General features: G+C 72.5%; 17 protein-coding genes. 10 read left to right on the plus strand and 7 right to left on the minus strand.

Features of this window, described 5'->3' with window-relative positions; all coding sequences use genetic code 11:
* Together AC0NH5_RS40995 and AC0NH5_RS41000 are read right to left on the minus strand one after the other, a co-directional pair.
* Positions 1-611: non-reducing end alpha-L-arabinofuranosidase family hydrolase (locus tag AC0NH5_RS40995; RefSeq protein WP_474413547.1), on the minus strand; the 611-nt coding region annotated here is incomplete at its 3' end.
* Positions 612-721: 110 nt separating this feature from the next.
* Positions 722-2,200 (minus strand): glycoside hydrolase family 10 protein, encoded by a 1,479-nt coding sequence (locus tag AC0NH5_RS41000; protein WP_474413486.1) that lies wholly within the window; start codon positions 2,198-2,200, stop codon positions 722-724.
* 343 nt (positions 2,201-2,543) lie between these two features.
* On the opposite strand from AC0NH5_RS41000, the gene AC0NH5_RS41005 reads away from it, so the two are divergent.
* Complete coding sequence (locus tag AC0NH5_RS41005) at positions 2,544-3,155, plus strand: hypothetical protein (protein ID WP_474413488.1); 612 nt, start codon at positions 2,544-2,546, stop codon at positions 3,153-3,155.
* 117 nt (positions 3,156-3,272) lie between these two features.
* Here AC0NH5_RS41005 and AC0NH5_RS41010 read toward each other — a convergent pair whose 3' ends face one another.
* Positions 3,273-3,776 (minus strand): hypothetical protein, encoded by a 504-nt coding sequence (locus tag AC0NH5_RS41010; RefSeq protein ID WP_474413490.1) that lies wholly within the window; start codon positions 3,774-3,776, stop codon positions 3,273-3,275.
* 65 nt (positions 3,777-3,841) lie between these two features.
* Positions 3,842-5,293 carry a fibronectin type III domain-containing protein gene (locus tag AC0NH5_RS41015; protein WP_474413492.1) on the minus strand — a complete coding sequence of 484 codons (1,452 nt, stop codon included), beginning with the start codon at positions 5,291-5,293 and terminating at the stop codon, positions 3,842-3,844.
* Positions 5,294-5,479: 186 nt separating this feature from the next.
* On the opposite strand from AC0NH5_RS41015, the gene AC0NH5_RS41020 reads away from it, so the two are divergent.
* The 8 genes from AC0NH5_RS41020 to AC0NH5_RS41055 all read left to right on the plus strand — a co-directional run bounded on the left by AC0NH5_RS41020 (position 5,480) and on the right by AC0NH5_RS41055 (position 15,518).
* Positions 5,480-8,827: a 3-keto-alpha-glucoside-1,2-lyase-like domain-containing protein gene (locus AC0NH5_RS41020; protein WP_474413493.1), complete on the plus strand. Its 3,348-nt coding sequence runs from the start codon at positions 5,480-5,482 to the stop codon at positions 8,825-8,827.
* A gap of 157 nt (positions 8,828-8,984) precedes the next feature.
* Positions 8,985-9,536: an RNA polymerase sigma factor gene (locus AC0NH5_RS41025; RefSeq protein WP_474413495.1), complete on the plus strand. Its 552-nt coding sequence runs from the start codon at positions 8,985-8,987 to the stop codon at positions 9,534-9,536.
* Positions 9,533-10,333 carry a hypothetical protein gene (locus AC0NH5_RS41030; RefSeq protein WP_474413497.1) on the plus strand — a complete coding sequence of 267 codons (801 nt, stop codon included), beginning with the start codon at positions 9,533-9,535 and terminating at the stop codon, positions 10,331-10,333. Before AC0NH5_RS41025 ends, AC0NH5_RS41030 begins: the two co-directional genes overlap by 4 nt.
* Positions 10,334-10,370: 37 nt before the next feature.
* Positions 10,371-11,171, plus strand: a complete 801-nt coding sequence (locus AC0NH5_RS41035) for an ATP-binding cassette domain-containing protein (protein ID WP_474413499.1) — start codon at positions 10,371-10,373, stop codon at positions 11,169-11,171.
* Positions 11,168-12,517 carry a hypothetical protein gene (locus AC0NH5_RS41040; RefSeq protein WP_474413501.1) on the plus strand — a complete coding sequence of 450 codons (1,350 nt, stop codon included), beginning with the start codon at positions 11,168-11,170 and terminating at the stop codon, positions 12,515-12,517. Before AC0NH5_RS41035 ends, AC0NH5_RS41040 begins: the two co-directional genes overlap by 4 nt.
* Entirely contained in the window at positions 12,514-13,119 is a 606-nt protein-coding gene (locus tag AC0NH5_RS41045; RefSeq protein ID WP_474413503.1) for a hypothetical protein, read from the plus strand. Before AC0NH5_RS41040 ends, AC0NH5_RS41045 begins: the two co-directional genes overlap by 4 nt.
* Before the next feature lie 83 nt (positions 13,120-13,202).
* Positions 13,203-14,465 carry a prolyl oligopeptidase family serine peptidase gene (locus AC0NH5_RS41050; protein ID WP_474413505.1) on the plus strand — a complete coding sequence of 421 codons (1,263 nt, stop codon included), beginning with the start codon at positions 13,203-13,205 and terminating at the stop codon, positions 14,463-14,465.
* A 138-nt stretch (positions 14,466-14,603) separates the two neighbouring features.
* Positions 14,604-15,518, plus strand: a complete 915-nt coding sequence (locus tag AC0NH5_RS41055; RefSeq protein WP_474413507.1) for a calcium-binding protein — start codon at positions 14,604-14,606, stop codon at positions 15,516-15,518.
* Positions 15,519-15,545: 27 nt separating this feature from the next.
* Here the strand turns inward: AC0NH5_RS41055 and AC0NH5_RS41060 are convergent, their stop codons facing one another.
* Together AC0NH5_RS41060 and AC0NH5_RS41065 are read right to left on the minus strand one after the other, a co-directional pair.
* Positions 15,546-16,205 (minus strand): Crp/Fnr family transcriptional regulator, encoded by a 660-nt coding sequence (locus AC0NH5_RS41060; protein ID WP_474413509.1) that lies wholly within the window; start codon positions 16,203-16,205, stop codon positions 15,546-15,548.
* Positions 16,178-18,280 carry an adenylate/guanylate cyclase domain-containing protein gene (locus tag AC0NH5_RS41065; RefSeq protein ID WP_474413511.1) on the minus strand — a complete coding sequence of 701 codons (2,103 nt, stop codon included), beginning with the start codon at positions 18,278-18,280 and terminating at the stop codon, positions 16,178-16,180. Before AC0NH5_RS41065 ends, AC0NH5_RS41060 begins: the two co-directional genes overlap by 28 nt.
* A gap of 188 nt (positions 18,281-18,468) precedes the next feature.
* Here AC0NH5_RS41065 and AC0NH5_RS41070 point away from each other — a divergent pair, with 188 nt between their 5' ends.
* Entirely contained in the window at positions 18,469-19,854 is a 1,386-nt protein-coding gene (locus AC0NH5_RS41070; RefSeq protein WP_474413513.1) for a M28 family peptidase, read from the plus strand.
* 54 nt (positions 19,855-19,908) lie between these two features.
* On the opposite strand, the gene AC0NH5_RS41075 is transcribed toward AC0NH5_RS41070, so the two are convergent.
* The gene (locus tag AC0NH5_RS41075; protein WP_474413515.1) at positions 19,909-21,138 is read right to left on the minus strand and encodes a low temperature requirement protein A; all 1,230 of its coding nucleotides are present in this window, start codon (positions 21,136-21,138) and stop codon (positions 19,909-19,911) included.
* Between the last annotated feature and the right edge of the window lie 226 nt (positions 21,139-21,364).

Below are 21,364 nucleotides of genomic sequence, written 5' to 3' on the forward strand. Positions count from 1 at the left end.
AAATCCTTCAACGACACCCACCCCGACCGCGGGTTCGCCAGCACACCCGACGACGACCACCGGTACGACGACGGCAATGTGCACGTGCCACCGGTCGGCGGGGTCGTCGGGTTGGAGGTGCCGAGCCGGACGAGCTGCCACTGCTGGTTGGCGCCGTTCCAGTCGGAGTACTGGACGATGTTCGCGCCGTCGGCGGTGGAGGCACCCTGCACCTCGACCGCCTTGCCGCTGTTGCGGTTGATCAGCTGGATGTAACCGTCGATGTCCTGGATGCTGAACTGCTGGTTGGTGGTGTTGTTGTCGGTCCACTGCACGATCGAGCCGCCGTCGGCGGTCGAGAGGTTGTAGACGTCCAGCACCTTGCCGGAGTGCCGCGACTTCAGACGGTAGTAACCGCCGCCGGAGTCGACGAACTGCCACTGCTGCTGGGCGCCGTCGTTGCGGGCCCACTGGGTGATCCGGGCGCCGTCGCTGGTGGCCAGGTTGTAGACGTCGAGGGCCTTGCCGCTGGTCCGGTTCACCAGCACGTAAGAGGCGTTGGTGTCGATCGTCGCCGCGGACGCGGCCGAGGCGGTCACCGCGACGGCGCCACCGCCGGCGAGCAGGATCATCGCGGCCAGGACGCTGCGCCACGGCTTGCGGCGGCTCACTCTCGGCGCTTGATCGACTTCTGGGGGTACGGTCGTCATGCGGATCTCCTCGGGGATTTCGGGGATGGGGGTCAGCCGACGCGAACGAGTCGCCACTGCTGGTTGGCGCCGTTCCAGTCGGAGTACTGGACGATGTTCGCGCCGTCGGCCGTGGAGGCGCCCTGCACCTCGAGCGCCTTGCCGCTGTTGCGGTTGATCAGCTGCAGGTGCCCGTCCAGGTTCTGGACGCCGAACTGCTGATTGGCGCCGTTGCCGTCGGTCCACTGCACGATCGAGCCACCGTCGGCGGTCGAGAAGTTGTAGACGTCCAGGACCTTGCCGGAGTGCCGTGACTTCAGCCGGTAGTAGCCGCCGCCGGACGACACGAACTGCCACTGCTGCTGGGCGCCGTCGTTGCGGGCCCACTGGGTGATCCGGGCGCCGTCGCCGGTGGCCAGGTTGTAGACGTCGAGGGCCTTGCCGCTGGTCCGGTTCACCAGCACGTACCAGGCGCCGGTGTCGATCCCGGTCGCCGGCGGCGTGGTGGGGTTGCCACCGGAGCCGGCGTTCAGCGCGTTGAGCACCGCGGTGTAGGCGGCCTTCTTGTTGCCGCCCGCGTCGAACAGCAGCGGGTTGGCGCCGGTCCGCCAGGAGTCGCTGTCGCGGATGCCCCAGACGGTGATGCCGGTGCAGCGGGACACCGCGAGGCAGGCCCGGGTGACGGCGGCGTACGCGTCGGCCTGGCCGCTGCCGGAGATGTCCAGCTCGGTGATCTGCACATCGACGCCCAGGTTGGCGAAGCGCTGCAGGTTGGCCTGGTAGTCACCGGGCGCCGAGTTGGTCAGGTGCGACTGGAAGCCGACGCAGTCGATCGGCACCCCGCGCGCCTTGAAGTCGACGACCATGTTGTAGACGGCCGTGCTCTTCGCGTTGATGCCGTCGGTGTTGTAGTCGTTGTAGCAGAGCTTGGCGCCCGGGTCGGCGGCGCGGGCGGCCCGGAACGCGGCCTCGATCCAGTCGTTGCCGGTCTGCTGCAGGCTCGAGTTGCGCCGCGAGCCCCGGCCGTCGTCGGCGAACGCCTCGTTCACCACGTCCCACGAGTGGATCCGGCCGCGGTAGTGGGTGGCGACCTGGGTGACGTGGTTCAGCATCGCCGAGCGCAGGGTGCTGCCGGACAGCGCCTGCGCCCAGCCGGGCATCTGCGAGTGCCAGGCCAGGGCGTGCCCGCGGACCTGCTGGCCGTTGGCCTGCGCCTGGTTCAGGATCCGGTCGCCGCTCGCGTAGGTGAACGTGCCGCGGGACGGCTCGGTGGCGTCCCACTTCATCTCGTTCTCGGCGGTCACCGAGGTGAACTCGCGCTTCAGGATCGAGGAGTAGGTGGCGTCGCTCAGCCTCGACGCGGCGACCGCGGTGCCGAAGTAGCGGCCCTTCTCGGCGGCCGAGGCGCCGAGCGTGGTGGCCGCGTCGGCGAAGGTGCCGAAGGCGACCGCCGCACTCGCGGCGAGCACGCCGGTGAGCACGACCGGCAGGAACCTGCGCAGCCGGTGTCGGGGGATGTGGGGACTTGCCATGAAGGAGGACCTCTCGGTGTCACGATCGGCCGGCGAATAGTCGGGGGAATGACTATCGCGAGCCATTGATGGGATCGCTCCCATAGCGTTAGGGGGATATTGCCAGAAGATTTCCCAGCGCTCAAGAGCACAGCTAGCCTCCTATCGTTTTACCAGCTCAGCAGCGATCCCTCAGGCCCGGACCATTTCACCGGCAACCGCGTAACACATTCTTGGAAACTCTGTTCTCCACATGACGCAAGTGAACGCTCACATTAAATCTTTCGGGAAAGTGTTACGCGCGCCCCGCCGGAATGGTCGGGCCCGGCCGACTGAATCACGGAGCAACGGGTACCGCACCCGGGTGGATCACTCGCGGATGCGTTTCGACGGCTGGATCGCCGGGCTCGGCACGGCGAGCGGGACCCGCCTGGTGGTGGGGCACTGGCCGGACTCGCCGTTCGGGCCGGTCACCGACGTCATGATCGAACACGCCGACGGCCGCCGGGTGCTGCTCGCCCCGACTGGCGAGCTGGGCCGGTTCGTCGCCGACACGTACGCCTTCGACGAGGTGCGGGTGGCGCCGATCTCGGTGGACCGGTCCGGGCCGCGGTGGACGGTTACCGCCGGCCCACTCACGCTGCGGTTCACCACCGGCAGCCGCGGGCTGCTGGGCGGGCTGCTGCGCGCGGTGCCGCGGGCTCTGGCACGGCGCCTGCTCTGGGTGCGGCTGATCGACGTGCCGGCCCGGCTGCTGCGGGGCGTCCGCACCCACGGCAGCGCCGGCAACGGCCGCCGCGAGTGGTACGCCGTCCAGGACCTGCACCGGATCACCGCGGCCGCCGGAGTGCTGAACGGTTCTGATCTCGGGCACCTCACCGCGGTCGATCCGCCGGTGCGGTTCGGTTTCGGCTCGACGCCCCGTTTCCCCGCGCTGGTCCGGGTCACCACCACGGTCGAGGTCCCCCGGACCTGACCGGCCCGGTCAACCGCCGGCGATGCTGCGCGCCTCTGCCGGCAGCGCCGACCGCACGGCGGCGGCGGGGGCGCTCAGGGGCCGGCACTTGGGGCGGATCGACCTTCGGCGCGGTGTTCAGGGACGCCAGATCGCCTGGCGGGTGCCGCCGCTGCTCGCGATCACCTTGCCGCCGGCGACCTTCGCGGCGAAGTACACCTCGCCGACGATGCGCTGGCCGGGGCCGAGCGTCGACGGCTTGCTGATCAGCAGGTCGGTCTTCTCGTAGGCGTACGGCGGGATCTCGGTGCCGGCGAGCAGCCCGTCGGGCGCCTCGTGGACGAGCTCCACCGAGGTGGCGCTGACCTCACCGGTGACGCCCTCGGCGGACACCCGGACCCGGACCATCGAGCCGATGACCGCACCCGGCTTGCTCAGCGTGGGCGCGTCGGCGTCGTACTCGTCCTGGTGGAAGGTGACCACCTCGGGCGCGGAGACCACGTACTTGACGCGGCCACCGTCCATGCTGAGTTCGGCTCCGGAGCCGTAGGAGACCGGTGTGGGCGCCGCGACGGCGGGCGTGGCGACGGCGCACAGCACGGCGGACAGGACGGCGGCGGGCAGGCGACGCATGATCTTCATGGGGCGACCGTACGAAACGGGCCGGCCGCGCGGCCGGGTAATCGGCCGTTACCGCCCGGTCGTGGTCACGGCGGAGGCAGGTACGGCGCCCGGACCGTCACCTGGGCGCTGTGCGCCGACTCCAGGCCACCGGCGTCGACAGCCGCGACGGTGAACGAATGCACGGTGCCCGCCGGCAGCCGCAGCTGGAGCGCGGTGGTGTCGGCGGTGGCGAACACCTCGGTCCCCCGGTACAGCCGCCACGACACGGGCGCGACCTCGCCGGGCGGCTGCACCCAGCGCAGGTCGACCGTCCCGGTGTACTGGTCCTCGGCGACGACCCGCAGATCGGACGGCGCGGCGGCCCGGGCCGCGGGGCCGTCCGGGGTGGTCACCGTCATGGGGGTGCTGGGCCCGGTCACGCCGCACCCGTTGACCAGCGTCGCGGTGACCTGGAACCGCCGGGCCGAGGCGGACGGCAGGCCACCGACCATCGCCTCGGAGTAGACGGTCTCGCCGACCACGACGCCGTCGGCCAGGACGGAATACGACACAGCGGCTGCCTCCTGCACCCACCGCAGCCGCACCGTGGACGCGGACACCGCCTCGGCGGCGACGTCGACCGGGTGCGGCGGCCGCTGCTCGCAGGTCGCGGTGGCCGCGGTGACCTGGGCACCGGCCGACTCGCTGCCGCGGGCGTCGACGGCCACCACCGTGAAGGTGTGCCGGGCGGCGTGGTGGAGCCCTGTCACGGTGGCCGTGGTCCGGCTCGTGGTGAGCACCCGGCGGCCGCCGTCGTACACGGCGTACCGCGCCGGCCGGGTGCCGTCGGCGGGGGGCGTCCAGGCGAGTGTGACGGCGGAGGCGGTCTGCGCCGCCGGGTGGGCGTCGACCGGTGTCCCGGGGCGTTGCGCCGGGCCGGGCCGCGTCATCACGGTCACCGTCGCCGGCGGTGCAGGTGCCCCGCAGCCGATGCGCTGCACGCCGAAGGTGTAGGACGTGTTCGGTGCCAGGCCGCCGACCCGGAGGCCGGAGGTGTCGGTCCAGATGGGACCCTGCGGGCCGCCGGTCACCACCGCGCGTCCTGTCGCGCCGCTGTTGGCCCAGGTCAGCGTGACGGCGGAGCCGGTGACCGCGCCGGCCCGGAGACCGAGCGCCGCGGCCGGCAGGCACTGCGGCGGCTGGCCGGAGATGCCGATGCGGACGCTGACCGGCGGGGTGGGGGCGGACTCCTCCCCCTGCGCGTCGACGGCCGTCACCGTGTAGGTGTAGGTGGTGGCGTAACCGGGCCCGTTCACCCACGCTGACGTGGTGGTGTTGCGGGCGACGACCCGGCCGCCCTCGTACACCCGGAAGCTGCGGGCCCGTTCACCGGGCGGCTGGCGCCAGGTGAGTTGTGCCGAGGTGCCGCCCTGGTATGCCACGAGCAGGTCGGCCGGCGCCGGTGGCGGCGCGTCGTGATCGGCGGCGGCGGCCGGACCGGTGACCAGGGTGAGCCCGGCGAGGACTGCCGTCGGGAAGAGCCAGATGCGTCGCACGCCCACTCCTTCGCCGCGGATCCCGGCACGTGGGGAAATCGAAGCTCATGCATCGGTGCCCGTCAAGGGCCACTTTAGTCGCAGCATACAAAAGTTTCATACGATGACACCGAAGTTGTTTACTTTGTTTCCGAAAGGGCCTAGCGTATCGACGCATCGTAATCTCTCGATGCAGTGGAGCGCCCCATGAAGAGATTGGTGCTGCTGTCCGCCGCCACCCTGGTCGGCGCCCTTCTTCCCGTCCTTCCCGCCAGTGCCGCCGTCCCGCCCCAGGAACCCGGCGTCACCCTCCGCACTTATGACCTGCAGACGGCGCGCAGCTCGATCTGCACGCTGAAGTCCGGCCAGACTCCCAACGTCGACAAGCGCATGTCGGTGATCAACTGGACCACCGCCGCCGACTTCGGCCTCGAGGACAACTTCCAGTCCGAGGTGACCGGCAACCTGAACATCACCACGGCGGGCGCCCACCAGTTCCGGCTGACCAGTGACGACGGGTCGCGGCTGCGGATCGACGACACCCTGCTGATCGACAACGACGGGCTGCACGGCGCGGTCGCCAAGGAGGGCAGCGCCACCCTGACCGCCGGCTACCACGCGCTGCGCCTGGACTACTTCGAGCAGGGCGGTGGTCAGCAGCTGACCCTCGAGTGGCGGCCGCCCGGCGCGAGCGCCTTCACGGTGATCCCCACCAGCGCCCTGAGCACCGACGCGGGCGTGGTGCGGGTGACCGCGCCCGGCCGCAAGGAGTGCGAGGCCGCCGGGGACAGCCCCGGCGACGGTCTGCCGCTCACCTCGGTGCACCCCGGGTTCACCCTCACCAACCTGCGCCCGGCCGGCTTCCAGCCGCAGGTGACCGCGATGGACTGGTTCCCGGACGGCCGGCTGGCGATCAGCACGTGGGGCGCCAGCGAGGCGAGCACCGGCGAGGTGTACATCCTCAGCGGGGTCACCGGCGCCACCAGCCCGAGCCAGGTGACGTACAAGAAGGTCGCCACCGGGCTGCGCGAACCGATGGGCCTCAAGATCGTCGACGGGAAGATCTACGTCTCCCAGAAGCACGAGCTGACCGAACTCAACGACACCAACGGCGACGGGGTGATCGACAACTTCCGCCGGGTCGCCACCTGGCCGCTCGGCGGCAACTTCCACGAGTTCGGGTTCGGCCTGCTCTATCAGGACGGCTTCTTCTATCTGAACCTGTCCGTGTCGATCAACCTGGGCGGCGCCACCACCGACCCGCAGGGCGCGACGAACCGCGGCACCACCCTGAAGATCAACCGGTCCACCGGCGCGGTGCAGTACGTGGCCGGCGGCCTGCGCACCCCGAACGGGCTCGGCTGGGGACCCGAAGGCAAGATCTTCGTCACCGACAACCAGGGCGGCTGGCTGCCCGCCTCGAAACTGGTGCAGATCGACCAGGACCGGTTCTTCGGCCACTACACCAACCCGGACGGGCCGTTCGACTCCCAGCCGGTCACCCAGCCGGTGCTGTGGCTGCCGCAGAACGAGATCGCCAACTCGCCGAGCACGCCGCTGATGCTGGACTCCGGGCCGTACTCCGGGCAGATGGTCTTCGGCGACGTCACCTACGGCGGCCTCCAGCGCGCCTTCCTGGAGAAGGTCGGTGGCCAGTACCAGGGCGCGGTCTTCCGGATGACCCAGGGCCTGGAGTCCGGCATCATGCGGGTCACCAAGGGACCGGACGGCGCCCTCTACGTCGGCGGGCTCGGCGCGGGCGGCAACTGGGGCCAGGAGGGCAAGCTGACGTACGGCCTGCAGAAGCTGACACCCACCAGCACCAGCGTCTTCGACATCAAGGCCATGCGCGCGGTCACCGGCGGCTTCGAGCTGGAGTACACGCAACCGGTGGCCGCCGCCACCGCGGCCAGTTACCGCGCCACCCAGTGGCGGTACGTCCCGACGCCGGCCTACGGCGGGCCGAAGGTCGACGAGGAGCAGCTCACCGTCAGCTCGGCGACGCTGTCCGCGGACCGCCTGAAGGTGACGGTCAAGCTCAACGGGCTCAAACCCGGCCGGGTCGTGCACCTGCGCTCGCCGCGGCCGTTCACCTCCACCTCCGGCGCCTCCCTGTGGAACACCGAGGCGTGGTACACGCTGAACAGCCTGTCCGACGGCACCACACTGCGGACCGGGCAGGTCGAGGCGGAGAACTCCGGGCTCAGCGGGAGCGCCGGGGTGGCGTCCGACCACAGCGGGTACACCGGCACCGGCTTCGTCGCCGGACTCGGCTCGGTGGGCGCGGCGGCCACCTTCAGCGTCACGGTGCCGTCGGCCGGGTCGTACCCGGTGGACCTGCGCTTCAGCAACGGGCCCAACCCGTCCGCGGGCGCCAAGACGGTCAGCCTCTATGTCAACGGGGCCAAGGTGCGGCAGATCAGCCTGGCGGACACCGGGAACTGGGACACCTGGTCCACCAAGACCGACACGGTCACCCTGCGGGCAGGCGGCAACACGATCGCCTATCGGGTCGACACCGGCGACGTCGGGCACGTCAACCTCGACAACCTGGTGGTCGGCACCGGAGGCGGCGGCACCGGCCCCACCGCCCGGACCGGCACCATCACCGGCATCGGCGGCAAGTGCCTCGACGTGGACAACGCCAGCAACGCCGACAAGGCCAAGGTCCAGCTGTACACCTGCAACAACTCGTCCGCGCAGAGCTGGACCCGGGTCGGCGACACCCTGCAGGCGCTCGGCAAGTGCCTGGACATCGACAACGCCGGCACTGCCGACGGCACCAAGGTCCAGCTCTACACCTGCAACGGCAGTGCGGCGCAGGTGTGGCAGCAGCAGGCCAACGGCTCGCTGCTCAACCCGCAGTCCGGCAAGGTGCTCGACGTCGCAGGCGGCGCGACCGCGGATGGCACCCAGATCCAGATCTGGAGCTGGGCCGACGTGGCGCAGCAGCGCTGGACCCACAACGGGACCAGCCGGGTCACCCTCTTCGACGGCGGCCAGTTGGGCGCCTTCCAGGGCGCCGGCGGCGCCGCCCCGACGTGGCCGGTCTCCGGCGGTTCGGCCGAGGTCCTCGGTGGTGACCTGCGGACCAAGCAGACGTACGGCGACTTCAAGCTGCACGCCGAGTTCTGGCTGCCCAACCTGCCCGCCGACGTGACTGGTCAGGCGCGCGCCAACAGCGGCATCTATCTGCAGGACCGGTACGAGGTGCAGGTGCTCGACACGTACGGCAAGCCCACGCTCGCCAACGACGACAGCGCGGCGATCTATCAGAAGCGGGCCCCGTCCACCAACGCCGGCACCGCGCCGGAGACGTGGCAGACCTACGACATCACGTTCCGGGCGGCGCGCTGGAACGGCTCCACGAAGACCGAGAACGCCCGGGTGACCGTGGTGTGGAACGGCCAGCTGGTGCACAACGACGTCGAGATCGACGGCCCCACCGGGGGCGGCGCCGCGGAGAGCCCCGCGCTGCTGCCGATCCGTCTGCAGGACCACGGCGACCCCGGCGCCAACGTCCGCTATCGCAACATCTGGATCGAACCGGCCTGACCGGGCCCCCTCCGACCACCCGGCCGCCGTTGGCGGCCGGGTGGTCCGCCGTTCGGGCACAACGGGCCGGGCGTGGCTGACAGACTCCCACTGTGAGAGTGACCCAGGTCACAGCAGATCCTGCACCCATGGAGATCAACCCTTCGTCTTCCTGGTCGTGAGACGAAGTCTGAACGCGGCCGACGAGGACGAACTCGTCCGCCGCACCGCTGCCGGTGACCGGCGCGCCTTCGACGAGCTGTACCGGCGCACGTCGCCGTGGCTGCTCACCCGGCTGCGCCGCCGGTGCGCGGACGACGACCTGGTCGCCGACGTGATGCAGGAGACCTACCTGGCCGTCTGGCGGGCCGCGGGCAGCTTCGCCGGCGCGGCCACCTCGGGCAGCGCCGTCGGCTGGCTGTGGACCATCGCCGCCCACCGCCTCGTCGACGCCTTCCGCCGGCGGGCCCGGACCGCCCAGGTGCCCGCGGTGCCGCTCGCCGAGACGGTCGCCCCCGCCGCCGAGGACGAGGTGATGGCCGCCCGGGTCGGCCAGGAGCTGGAGCAGGCGCTGCTCGAGCTGCCGCCGGAGGCGCGCGAGGTGCTGCGGGCGATGGTCCTCGACGGCTTCTCGGTCCGGGAGACGTCCCTGCTGCTGGGCGTGCCGGAGAACACGGTCAAATCCCGGGCGCGCAGGGCCCGGATCGCTCTTCGGGAGGCGCTGTCATGACCCCGCATCCGAGTCCCACGGTGATCGCCCGCTACGCCGGCCGGGCGGCCGGCCTCGACGAGGTCACGGTGTGGTCGGTCGAGGTGCATCTGGAGGACTGCGCGGACTGCCGTGCCGTGCTGGCCGACCGCTCCGGCGACGACACCCGGGCCCTGCTCGCCCGGATCGCCACCGGCGTGGACGACGGCATCGCCACCGGGCCCGCGCCCCGGCCGCGGCGACGCTGGTCGGCGGCCCGCGGCCGCTGGCTGGCCGGGCATCTGGTGCCGTGGCTCCTCATGACGGTGGTGGCGCTGGCCTGTGCGGTTGGTCTCGAGGCGGTGTGGGCGAGCGCGCCGTCGCTGGTGGCCCTGCTGGCGCCGGTGGCGCCGCTGCCCGGCGTGGCGATCGCGTGGAGCCGGCGCACCGACCCGGCCTGGGAGCTGATCGCCGGCACCCCGTCGGCCGGGCTGGCGATGCTGCTGCGGCGAACGGCCGTGGTGCTGGCCGTGGTGGTGCCCGCGCTCGCCCTGGCGAGCGCCCAGACCGGGTTCTCGCTGGCGCTGACGCTGCTGCCCTGCCTGGCGTTCACCGCCGCCACCATCGCGCTGGGCGCCTTCGTCGGCGTCCGCCTCGCCGCCGCCGGGCTCGGCGCCGCCTGGTCGGCAGCGGTGATCGCGCCGGCCGTGCTGACCACCGACCTGCCGGTGATCCTGCAGCCGGGCAGCTCGCCCGTGTGGGCGCTGATCACCCTCGCTCTGGCCGGCCTCGCCGTGACCCGGGCCGAGAACTTCCGAAGGCTGACCAGCCATAACTGATTTCCGGCCGACCAGCCACAACCATATGAGGAGCGACATGCGAACGGTGAGCGCGGCCGAGACGGCCCCCACCACCCATCCCTGGGCGATCCATGCCGAGGGCCTGCAGGTGCGGGCCGGCCGGCACCTGGCCGTGGACGGGCTCGACCTGACCCTGAGCACCGGCGTGCACGGGCTGCTCGGGCCCAACGGCGCCGGCAAGACCACCCTGATGCGCGCCCTGGCCACCGTGCTGAAACCCGCCGGCGGCCGGCTGACCCTGCTCGGCGAGCCGGTGGACCGCCGGGGCGACCTGCGGCGGGTGCGCCGCGGGATCGGCTACCTGCCGCAGGCATTCGGCTTCTACCCGCGCTTCACGGTGCGGGAGTTCGTCGAGTACATGGCGTGGCTCAAGGAGATGCCGAAGGCCGGCGTCCCCGGTGCGGCGCAGCGGGCGATCGAGCGGGTCGGTCTCGCCGACAAGGCGAACGCCCGGATGAAAACGCTGTCCGGCGGCATGCTGCGCCGGGCCGGCGTCGCGCAGGCCATCGTCAACGACCCCGCGGTGCTGCTGCTCGACGAGCCCACCGTCGGCCTGGATCCGGAGCAGCGGCTCGACTTCCGTGAGCTGCTGCGCGACATCGGCGTCGACAGTTGCGTGCTGGTGTCCACCCATCTCGTCGAGGACGTGGTGGCCGCCTGCTCCGACGTGGTGCTGATCAACACGGGCCGGCTGCTCTTCCAGGGCACGCCCGGTGACCTGATCGCGCAGGGCACCGACGGCGACCCCGGCGACAGCCCCGCCGAGCGGGGCTACTCCGCGCTGCTGCGCCGGCACCGGGCGGGGGCGGACCGATGAGGATCCTGGGGATCGAACTGCGCCGGTCCGCGGCGCTCGGCACCGCCCTGATGCTGCTGACGGTGGGCGCCGTGCTGCTGTACTTCGCCGCCGAGGCTGACTTCGCCGCCGGCTGGATGCAACTGGCCATGACGCAGCGGCTGTTCCTGGCCGTGCTCTGGCCGCTGGCCCTGGCCGCCGGCGTCTGGCAGGCGACGCGCGAGCGCCGCTCGAACGTGACGGAGCTGTTCGGCAGCACACCGCGCCCGCGGTCGCACCGGGCGGCGCCGACGCTCGCCGCGATGGCGATCGCGGTCACCACCGGATATCTGGCGATGGGCGTCGCCGGTGGCGTGCGGATCTTCGGCGCCGCCGATTATCTGCCGGCGCAGCTCTTCGCCGTCACGGCTGTCGGCGCACTGGCGCTGATCGCGGCCGCCTGGCTCGGCCTCGCCGTCGGCCGCCTCCTTCCATGGCTGGTGACCGCGCCGGCGCTGGCCGTCGCGGGTCTCGCGCTGCTGCTGCTGATCCCCTGGGCGACGCGACCGCACGGCTGGCTGGCCCTGGTCTTCTCGCCGATCTACGAGATGAACATGCCGGGCGCCTGGGCCACCGTGCCGGGCCGGGCCAGCGCCGCCCAGGCGGTCTGGCTGGCGGCGCTCGCGATCGCCGCCGTGCTGCTGTTCGCGTTCAGCAGCCGGCGCCTGCGGGTGGCGGCGCTGCTTCCGGTGGCGCTGGGCGCCGCACTGGCGATCACCGTCATGCCGCACCAGAACCGGTACGTCAACGACGCCATCGACCCGGTCGCCCGGGAACTGGTGTGCGCCGAGGGCGAGTCGGTGTGTCTGAGCCGGGTGCGTTCCGGGCTGCTCGACGAGATCGCCGGGCCGGCCCGGGAAGGGCTCACGGCGCTGGCGAAGCTGCCGGACGCGCCGACCCGGGTGCACGAGGACACCACCATCCACTACCCGGCCGACTTCCCGCAGTGGCAGCCCGACATCGTGCTGATCCCGGTCCGGATCGGCCCGGACAGCCGGCTGGCGAACCGCACCGGTGTGCCGGCGGACGTGGTGTCCGGCGCCTTCGCCGGGCCGCCGGACTGTGAGAGCTCTCCCGACCTGGCGGACCGGCTCGCCGCCGCGTACTGGCTGATCGGGCGGGAACCGATGGTCCCCGCGACCGGTGGCCTGGACCCGGCGTCGCCGATCGGGGAGACCCCGCCGGAGGTCGCCGCCGAGGCCGTCGAACTGTGGCGCAGCCTGCAACGGCTGCCGGGCGACGAGGCGCAGGACCGGGTGGTGGCCCTGCGCCGGGCCGCAGTGACCTGCACGGACGGCGCCGGGCTGTTCCCGGCGGGCGCCCGATGAGGTGGCTGGCGCTGTACCTGCGGTCCCGCAACGCCCCCGCGGCGCTGGCCGTGGCCGTCATCGGCGCGGCGCTGGCGTGGACGCTGTGGTCGGTGTCCTCCGACACCCGCGACGCCGGCCTCCAGATGGTCATCATGACCGTGCTGCTGCTGGTGGCGGCCCTGACCGTCACCCTCGGCGGCCCCGACGACGCCCTGGAGGCGACGGCGGCGCTCTCCTGGCCGCGCCGGCGGACCGTGCACCTGCTGGTGATGTTCCTGATCGTGGCCGGATTGCTGCTGGCCACGCTGACGACCGGGGCCCGGTTCGGCCCCGCCTGGCTGGTGGTGCGGGACGCGGCCGGGCTGCTCGGGCTGACCGCCCTCGGCGCCGCGACGCTCGGCACGGCACGGGCCTGGTTCGTGCCGCTGGGCTGGACGCTGGCGGCGGTGATGTTCCCGCAGGCGGAGCCGCTGCCGGGGCGGATCCTGACCTGGCAGGCCCAGGAACCGGCGAGCACCGCGGCGGCGGTCACGGCCGGCGTGCTCGCGGCGGCCGGGCTGATCATGTACGCGGTGGCCGGACCGGCCCGCAAGGCCCCCGCCGAGGCCGCCCAGCAATGACCGCGCCCTTCCGCGCGACCCGCCCCCTGTGATAGACCGAGGTCAATTCGTGTGACGTGACACGGTCGAAACAGGGAGGCCACATGGCCACGTCGATCAGCCGCCGATCCGTCCTGACCGTCGCGGGAGGAGCCGCCGTCGCCGCCGCCGTGCCGGGTGCGGCCGCCCACGCCGGCGGCCACCCGGCCCGGCGGGTGCGGTTCACCCTCGGCGCCGAGACGCTCGACGGTGGCGAGCAGGTCACCTCGGTCACCCTGGACACCAGCCGGCTGGGCCGGATCGACCCGGCGAGCCTGACCACCGGCACGTTCGGCGTGCACGCCCGGGCCACCAGCCCGATCCCCCTGGCGCCCGGCGACCAGATCTTCAGCGAGTACGACCTGGATCGCACCGTGACCGCCGCCCGGCTCGACCGGCACGGCGACATCGTGCTCGACCTCGCGCACGGTGAGGGTCAGGTGGGCGGCGGCACGCTCGGCTACATCGTGAGCCGCGGCCGGAACGTGCGGCTGGACCTCGACTACACGATCACGCAGAACGCGCCCCTCGTCCTGCGCGGGAACCGCCCGGTCACCGTCGAGGAGTTCGTCCAGGGCCGGCTGGCCAACCCGGAGGTGGACAGGTTCAGCTACCACGTCTCCGGCTCCGGCATGAAATACCGGCTGTTCACGCCGTCCGCCGGGCGCGGCCGGCGGCCGCTGGTGGTCTGGCTGCACGGCGGCGGCGAGGGCGCGTCGCTGCCGGACGGCTACTACGACAACGAGACCACGTTGCGGGCCAACAGGGGCGCGCTGGGCTTCGCCACGGCGCAGGCACAGCGCATCTTCCGGGGCGCGTACGTGGTGGCGCCGCAGAGCACGTCGTACTGGCTCGAGGACGGCGACCGCTTCGCGCCGCTGATCCGCGAGATCATCGGCGAGCTCGCGCGGCGGCACCGCATCGACCCGGACCGGATCTATGTGGCCGGCGCCAGCAACGGCGGCTACATGAGCCTGAAGATGACCACGGTGTACCCGGATCTGTTCGCCGCGTCGGTGCCGATCTGCGCCGTCGTCGAGTCGCTCCAGCCCGGCGGCCCGCGGATGATCACCGACGCCGAGCTGCGGGCCATCCGCACACCGACCTGGCTGGTCACCTCCCGCGACGACGACACGGTGCCGCCGGAGCCGAACACCGTGCGGGCGCACGAGCTCATCCCGGGCTCCCTGATGTCGCTGTACGACCAGGTCGTCTGGAACGGCTACCGCTTCCCCGGTCACTGGTCGTGGATCTATGTGGCCCGCAACGACCCGCGCATCGACGGCACCCGCATCTGGCAGTGGATGGCCGCGCAGTCAAAGGGCTGACACTCGGCGCGGGCATCTTTACGCGTTCGAGCTCGTATTTCCTCCTCAGGCCGCGGGCGGTCCCGCTGCGACCGTATGGCGGTGCCCGGAGCGACCCACGGACGGGTCGCCGGCACACCATCGAGGGGGAAGATTTCCATGAAATCGCGTCACGCAGGCCAGATCGCCGCTCTCGCCGTACTCGGGACGGTGCCCACCCTGCTCCTGTCCGCCCCGGCCCACGCCGCCACCGGTGTCACCAAGTCCGGAGGCCAGATCACCGCCAACGCCGGCAACAACCGGGCCAACACCATCACGATCAGCAGGGTCGGCGCCTTCGTCCAGCTGCGCGACCTCGGCGACACCATGAACCCGGGAGCCGGCTGCTTCCGGGTGAATGCCAACACGGTCCGCTGTGCGGCCGTGGGTGTGCTCCGGGTCGTCGTCAACACCGGCAACCGGAACGACCGGGTGGACAACCTAACGAACATCGCCCTGCGGGCCAACGGCGGTCCCGACCGGGACACCCTGCTCGGCGGGACCAGCGGCGACACGCTGACCGGTGCGGGCGGCAACGACACCCTGCGCGGTCGCGGCGGCAACGACACGCTGCTCGGCGGCAGTGGCGCCGACACGGCTGTCGCGGAGCGCGTGCGGGACGGCCGGGACACGTTCAACGGCGGCTCCGGCCGGGACACCGCCGACTACGGGCTGCGGATCGTCGCCGTGAACGTCACCCTGAACGGCGTGGCCAACGACGGCACCGGGGCGGAGTTGGACAACAACCTGGCCAATGTGGAGAACGCCATCGGTGGCTCGGCCGGCGACCGGCTGACCGGCAACGCGGCGGCGAACAACCTGCAGGGCCGTGGCGCCGGTGACACGCTGATCGGCGGCAACGGCGCCGACACCCTGACCGGCGGCGCCGGACGTGACAGGATGCTCGGCCAGAACGGCCGCGACGTGCTGCGGGCCCGCGACGGCCTGCGGGACCTGGCGGTCAACGGCGGCGGCGGCGTCGACCGGTGCAACCGGGACACGATCGACCCGCGGACCAGCTGCGAACTGCCGTAACCGATCCGGCCCATCGCGCGCCCGGGCCTATCTGGCCCGGGCGCGCAACCCGTCCACGTCCAGCACCGCGACGGACCGGCGGCTCGTCTCGATCACGCCGTGCCGGCGCAGCGTCGCCAGCGCCTTGGTCACCGACTCGCGGGAGGAGCCGGTCCAGGCGGCCAGCTCGTCCTGGGTCAGCGGCAGCGTGATCCGCACCCCGCGCTCGGCGGCCTGCCCGAACCGTTCGGCCAGCTCGGCCAGCCGCAGCGCGACCCGGCCCAGCGTGTCGTAGGTGCCGAACTCGATGCGTTTGCGGTCCGAGTCGCGCAGCCGCCCGACGATCAGCCGCACGATGCACACCGCGGCGTCCGGGCAGGCGGCCAGGAACTCGAGGAACGAGCCGACCGGGACCACCATCGTCTCCAGCGGCTCCAGCGCCGCCACCGACGCCGACCGCGGCGCGCCGTCCAGCGCCGACATCTCGCCCAGCAGAGCACCCGGCCCGCGGATCGCCAGCAGCACCTCACCGCCCTGCTCGGTCAGCGAGAAGACCTTGGCCCGGCCGCTGAGCACGAGCATCACCGTGGTGGAGCGGTCGCCCTCGCCGAACAGGGTCGCACCGGCCGGCCATCGCCGCCGGCGTCCCCGTGCCAGCAGGTTCGCCCGGTCCGCCGGGTTCAGCTGATCAACGAACTCCCGTGCCATGCGTCCTCACCTCGCAGGCTGCGCAGCACATAGGCGGACACCGGCCGGCTCCGCCCCTTGACTTGCAGGTCACCCAACGGGTCGACCCGGGCGCGGTCGCCGAGCCGGTCCCGGGTGGCCGCGCCGATCACCACCTGCCCCGGCTCGGCCGAGGTTTCCAGCCGGGCCGCGACGTTGACCGCGTCGCCCATCGCGTTGAAGTTGCGCAGCGCCTCGCCGCCGATGTTGCCGACCAGCGCCTCGCCGGTGTTGACGCCGACCCGGAAACGCGGCCAGCCGGGGCAGCCGGCGGCGATCCGGTCCACCTCGGCCTGCAGTGTCAGCGCCGCCCGGGCCGCCCGCAGCGCGTGGTCCGGCTGCCGGGCGGGTGCGTTGAACAGCGCCATCATCGCGTCACCGACGAACTGCACCACGGTGCCGTTCTCGGCGAGCACCGCCCGGGTCGCCACGTCGAAGTACCGGTTGAGCATCTCGACGATCTGCCCCGGGGTGGACCGTTCGGAGAAGGCGGTGAAGCCGCGCAGGTCGGCGAAGAGCGACGTCACCTCGATCACCGCGCCGCCCAGCGCGGCCTGGCCCGGGTCGGCGACCAGCGCGGTCGCCACGTCCGGCGACATGTACTGGCGGAACAGCACGTCCAGGCGGCGGTAGAGCCGGGCGTTCTCCAGGGCCACCGCGATCTGGCTGGCCAGCGACACCAGCAGGGCCGCGTCGCGGTCCGGCACCGGGCCTCCGGAACGGCCGGCCGCCAGCACCCCGGCCGGGTGGCCCTTGACGGTGAACGGCACGAACAGCGTGCCGGCCGGGCCGGTGACCGGCACGCCACCGGCGAGCGCGGCGTACGCCGGCTGGGCGGTGTCCCGGAGTGAACCGGCGACCAGCTCCGGCGGGAAGACCAGCGCGCCTTCGGAGACCACGCCGACACGGAGGGCGTACCCCGCAAAGGCTTGGGCGATGTGCGCGACCGCGTCGCGCAGCAGTTGCGCGTCGGTGAGCATGACCCGCGAATCGTGCCCGATCGCGACCAGCGCGCCCAGCTTGCGGATCTGATCGCGCTCGGCTGCCAGCGCGCCCGCCGCCCGGCCCAGCACGGCGGTCTGTCCCTCGGTCAGCTCGAAGCGGGCGGCCAGGCGCTCGGTCGTCGCGGCCATCCGCTGCTCGGACAGCCGGCCGCGCTCGCGCTCGTGCAGCGCGGCGACCAGGGCCTCCAGTGCGGCGCCGTACTCGGCGCGCAGCCGGCGCACGGTGTCCTCGGTGCCGACCGAGGCGAACAGCCCGGCGGCGGCGCCCTCGTTGCGGTACTGCACCCAGGCGCTGTAGGCGACGTAGCCGAAGCCGGCCGCCATCAGCAGGTGCCACTCCCACCACGAGGCGTGCCAGCTGCGGCCGACCGCCATCGCCGCGGCCGATTCAGCGAGCAGCGTGTACGCCGTCACCACGGACAGCAGCATGACGGTGCGGCGGCGCCGGTGCAGGACGTAGTAGCGGAGGGCGGCGACACCGAACAGGAGCACGCCCGCCACCGAGAGCACGACGGCCGGCCCGTTCTCGCCGGCGGCCGGCACCCGGGACAGCGGTGGCAGGCCGAGCAGCGAGACCACCGCCCAGGCCGCGACGAGCAGCAGCAGGGCGGCGCGCAGCGGGGCGGACAAGCGGATCAGCGCGGCGGACCGGCGGGGGGTGAGGTCCATGGCCGAGGCGGCGGCGAAGACGGCCGCCAGGGTGAGACCGACCGGCGAGGCGTAGGTGAAACCGGCGTTACGGCCCGTCAGCAGCGCCTCCGGCGTGGCCAGCGCGTGCAGGCCGAGGAAACCGGCCGCGACCAGGAACGAGAACGCGACCAGCAGCAGCCGCGCGTCGGCCCGCCGCCGGGCCGCCTCGTTGATCACCAGGGCCAGCCCGAGGCTGATCACGGCGACCGCGAGCACCAGCCAGAAGTGTGCCGGGCCGTGCTGCCAGCGGTGGTCCCACTGCGGGCGGGCGATCAAGAGCCAGAGCCCGGCCAACGGGGCCGCGAGATGCGCGACCCACACGATCGCCCGGGCCGCTCCGCCGCGACCCGCCACTGGATCCACCGGCTCACCCTAAGCCGGGACACGACCGGCGCCGCTGTCGGATAAGCGCGGGTCAGGTGCTGTATCTGCCGGATTGATCCCCTTGAGGACCATCCTCATTGATCCTAGTCTCTGTCTGGTGCGGATCCGCAGCCCGACCGGGCGCCGTGACCCGCCACCTCACTCCAGGAGGGGTTTTGGACACACCCATGAAGTCCTCACTGAGCCGGCGGGGCATGCTCGCCGTCGCCGTCGGGGGCGCGGCCACCGTCGCGCTGCCGGCTCCGGCCTGGGCCGTCGGCGACCAGCGTCCCGGGGCGGTCCGCCCACCCACGCTCACCGCCGGCGACCGCGCGGTGGCCGGTCGCGTCTCCGCCCGGCGCGCCCTGCCGCACCTGCGGGTCCTCTCCGAGGGCATCGGCCCGCGGATCGGCGGCACCCGCTCCGAGCGGTACGCCGCGGACTACCTGGCCGGCGTGCTCGACCGGCTCGGGTACCACGTGGACCTGCAGCCGTTCGCGGTGGCGGACAAGTTCCTCGCCCAGCTCGACTCCCCGGCCGGGCTGCCGGCCGACCTCTGCTGGCAGGCCGGCGCGTCGCCGCAAGCGGCCCTGGACACGAAGGTGCGCGGCACCGTGCTGGACGCCGGCGCGGGCGGCGCGGCCGACTACCCGGAGGACGTGACCGGGAAGATTCTGCTGATCGACTACGTGGCGGCCAACCGGGAGGCGCTGGTGGCCACCGCCGTCGCGCGCGGCGCCGCGGCGGTCGTCTTCCTGCCCGCCGACCTGGTGGAGCCCCGCCGGGCCTCGGCGTTCAGCCCCACCCTGCCCGCCTCGGCGGAGAACCCGGTGCCGATCCCGGTCGTCGGGGTCGCCCAGGCGCAGAAGCACCGGCTGCGCGCGCTGCTCGCCAAGAAGCGGCTGAAGCTGACCGTCTCCACCCGCGCGCACCGCGGGCTCACCTCGCACAACGTGCTCGCCGACAGCCGCCGCCGCAGCACCGGCCCGCTGGTCATGGTGAGCGCCCACTACGACTCGGTCATCGGTGCGCCCGGCGCCAACGACGACGGCTCCGGCACCGTCCTGTGCCTGGAGCTGGCCCGGGTGCTGCGCGGGCTGCCCACCGCCGCCACCCTGCGGTTCGCGCTGTGGGGCTCGGAGGAGCAGGGCCTGATCGGCTCGCGGTACCACGTCGCGCAGCTGCCGCAGGCCGACCGGGACCGGATCCTCGCGGTCTACCAGAACGACATGGTGGCGACCAGCTGGGACCCGGCGACCCGGTACTGGCTGCTCTCCTTCACCGGGCAGCCGAACCGGGCGACCGACGAGGTGGCCGCGGCGGCCACCAGGCTGGGCTACCAGCCGCAGATCTCGCCGGTCACCCTGCGCGGCTCCAGCGACCACCAGTCGTTCCAGGAGGTGGGCATCGCCGCGGCCAACTTCTCCTGGCGTGGCGAGGAGTCCCCGGCGCTGCTCGAACCGCCGTACCACAGCCCCGAGGACACCATCGCGAAGAACATCAGCCTGGAACGGCTCCAGGTCTCGCTGGAGCTGATCGGCTCGGCGGCGTACGCCACCGCTCGCAACGCCTGACGCACCCGGACGGTCCGGCAGCCGGGCGGCTGCCGGACCGTTACACCTCGTCGATCACACCTTGGCGGTACGCACTTCGCCGGCGCGATGCAGCTGGAACCCGACGAGCACTCCCCCGGCCAGGAGCGCGGCGAACAGTCCCACGGTCAGCACCGGTGAGAGGTCGAACGCCGCGATCAGCAGCGCCAGCGGCACGCCGGCGCCGGGCCAGATCAGCGCCCCGCGGACCCGCCGGCCGAGGTGCCCCTGCATGACCGCGGCGCTGAGCAGATAGCCGGCGACGGCGATGCCGAGCACCCAGCGGGTCCCGGCGCTCAGGTGGTCGTCGGCGCCGTGCAGCACGGCGTGTTCCAGCCCGACCGCCACCGCGGCCAGCGACACCGCCAGCGGCAGGTGCACATAGACGTAGAAGTCGTGCACCCCGTGCTTGGTGACCTCTTCGCCCTCCGCGGCGAGCCGCCGTTTCGCCGCCCCGCCGGACAGGTCGAAATACATCCACCACAGCGCCGCCGCGATGACGAACGCCAGCGCCGCCGTGCCGACCACGGCGGGTTTCCAGCCGGCATCGTGCACCCCGGTCACCACCGCCGCGACGGACTCGCCCAGCACCAGGATGATGAACAGGCCGAAGCGCTCCGGCAGGTGCTCCAGGTGCAGCGGGACGGCGTCCTTCAACCGCGCCGCCACTGTCGGCCACGCCAGGTCCGCCAGCACGCCGATGCCCCACAGCCAGTACCGGGCGGGCGCGGGGAAGGCCAGCGAGGCGAGCCAGATGCCGGCGCCCAGCGTGTGCCCGATCAGATACAGCCGGGCGGTCGAGCGGGCCTCCGGCACATGCCACCAGGCCCGCGCGTACCCGGCGATCAGGGCGAGGCGGACCATGACGTAGCCGAGGACGAACCACGGCGCGGCCGACCCGTCGATCTTGTCCACGCTGGCCGCCATCGCCACCACGCCGGCCATGGCGAAGAGGGTGAGCAGGCGGAACACCGCGTCGTCGGTGTCGAACCGGTTGGCGTACAGGGTGGCGCTGGCCCACGCCCACCAGCCGATCGTCAGGACCGCGGTGAACACCAGCGCGCCGTGCCACGTCTCGTCCTTGGCCAGCACGTCCGCGCAGCGCGCCACGAACAGCACGAAGGCCAGGTCGAAGAAGAGCTCGAGCCGGGTCGCCGACCGGTTCGACTCCTGGTTGAGGTCGGGTGGCCGGACCGGGTCGACCTGTTCGGCCTCCTCCTCGTCGAGTTCCTGGTCGTCGTCGAGCCGGTCGTGTGCTGAGTTCATGGATCCTCCTGGGCCGGGCGTGGCAATGCCACGCCCCGCGACTACCCGCACAGCTCCCGGCAACACGTCGTTGACGAATCAGCGACACATCTGAAACATTGAATGCCCGCCGCCGCAAAAACTTGGCAAGCGGACGAAATTTACGTTGCTCACCCGGCAATATCCCACCCGCCCCAGCGAGTAATCCCCCTCGGCGCAGCAGAAGCGCAGGTCAAGCCTGCCGCCG

The organism is Actinoplanes sp. 13 (assembly GCF_056134165.1).

What these genes read in the sequence shown, in the direction of transcription:
- AC0NH5_RS41000 (WP_474413486.1), bottom strand. Translation starts at nt 2,200, where the DNA reads ATGGCAAGTCCCCACATCCCCCGACACCGGCTGCGCAGGTTCCTGCCG.
- AC0NH5_RS41010 (WP_474413490.1), bottom strand. Translation starts at nt 3,776, where the DNA reads ATGAAGATCATGCGTCGCCTGCCCGCCGCCGTCCTGTCCGCCGTGCTG.
- AC0NH5_RS41020 (WP_474413493.1), top strand. Translation starts at nt 5,480, where the DNA reads ATGAAGAGATTGGTGCTGCTGTCCGCCGCCACCCTGGTCGGCGCCCTT.
- AC0NH5_RS41030 (WP_474413497.1), top strand. Translation starts at nt 9,533, where the DNA reads ATGACCCCGCATCCGAGTCCCACGGTGATCGCCCGCTACGCCGGCCGG.
- AC0NH5_RS41035 (WP_474413499.1), top strand. Translation starts at nt 10,371, where the DNA reads ATGCGAACGGTGAGCGCGGCCGAGACGGCCCCCACCACCCATCCCTGG.
- AC0NH5_RS41040 (WP_474413501.1), top strand. Translation starts at nt 11,168, where the DNA reads ATGAGGATCCTGGGGATCGAACTGCGCCGGTCCGCGGCGCTCGGCACC.
- AC0NH5_RS41045 (WP_474413503.1), top strand. Translation starts at nt 12,514, where the DNA reads ATGAGGTGGCTGGCGCTGTACCTGCGGTCCCGCAACGCCCCCGCGGCG.
- AC0NH5_RS41050 (WP_474413505.1), top strand. Translation starts at nt 13,203, where the DNA reads ATGGCCACGTCGATCAGCCGCCGATCCGTCCTGACCGTCGCGGGAGGA.
- AC0NH5_RS41055 (WP_474413507.1), top strand. Translation starts at nt 14,604, where the DNA reads ATGAAATCGCGTCACGCAGGCCAGATCGCCGCTCTCGCCGTACTCGGG.
- AC0NH5_RS41060 (WP_474413509.1), bottom strand. Translation starts at nt 16,205, where the DNA reads ATGGCACGGGAGTTCGTTGATCAGCTGAACCCGGCGGACCGGGCGAAC.
- AC0NH5_RS41070 (WP_474413513.1), top strand. Translation starts at nt 18,469, where the DNA reads ATGAAGTCCTCACTGAGCCGGCGGGGCATGCTCGCCGTCGCCGTCGGG.
- AC0NH5_RS41075 (WP_474413515.1), bottom strand. Translation starts at nt 21,138, where the DNA reads ATGAACTCAGCACACGACCGGCTCGACGACGACCAGGAACTCGACGAG.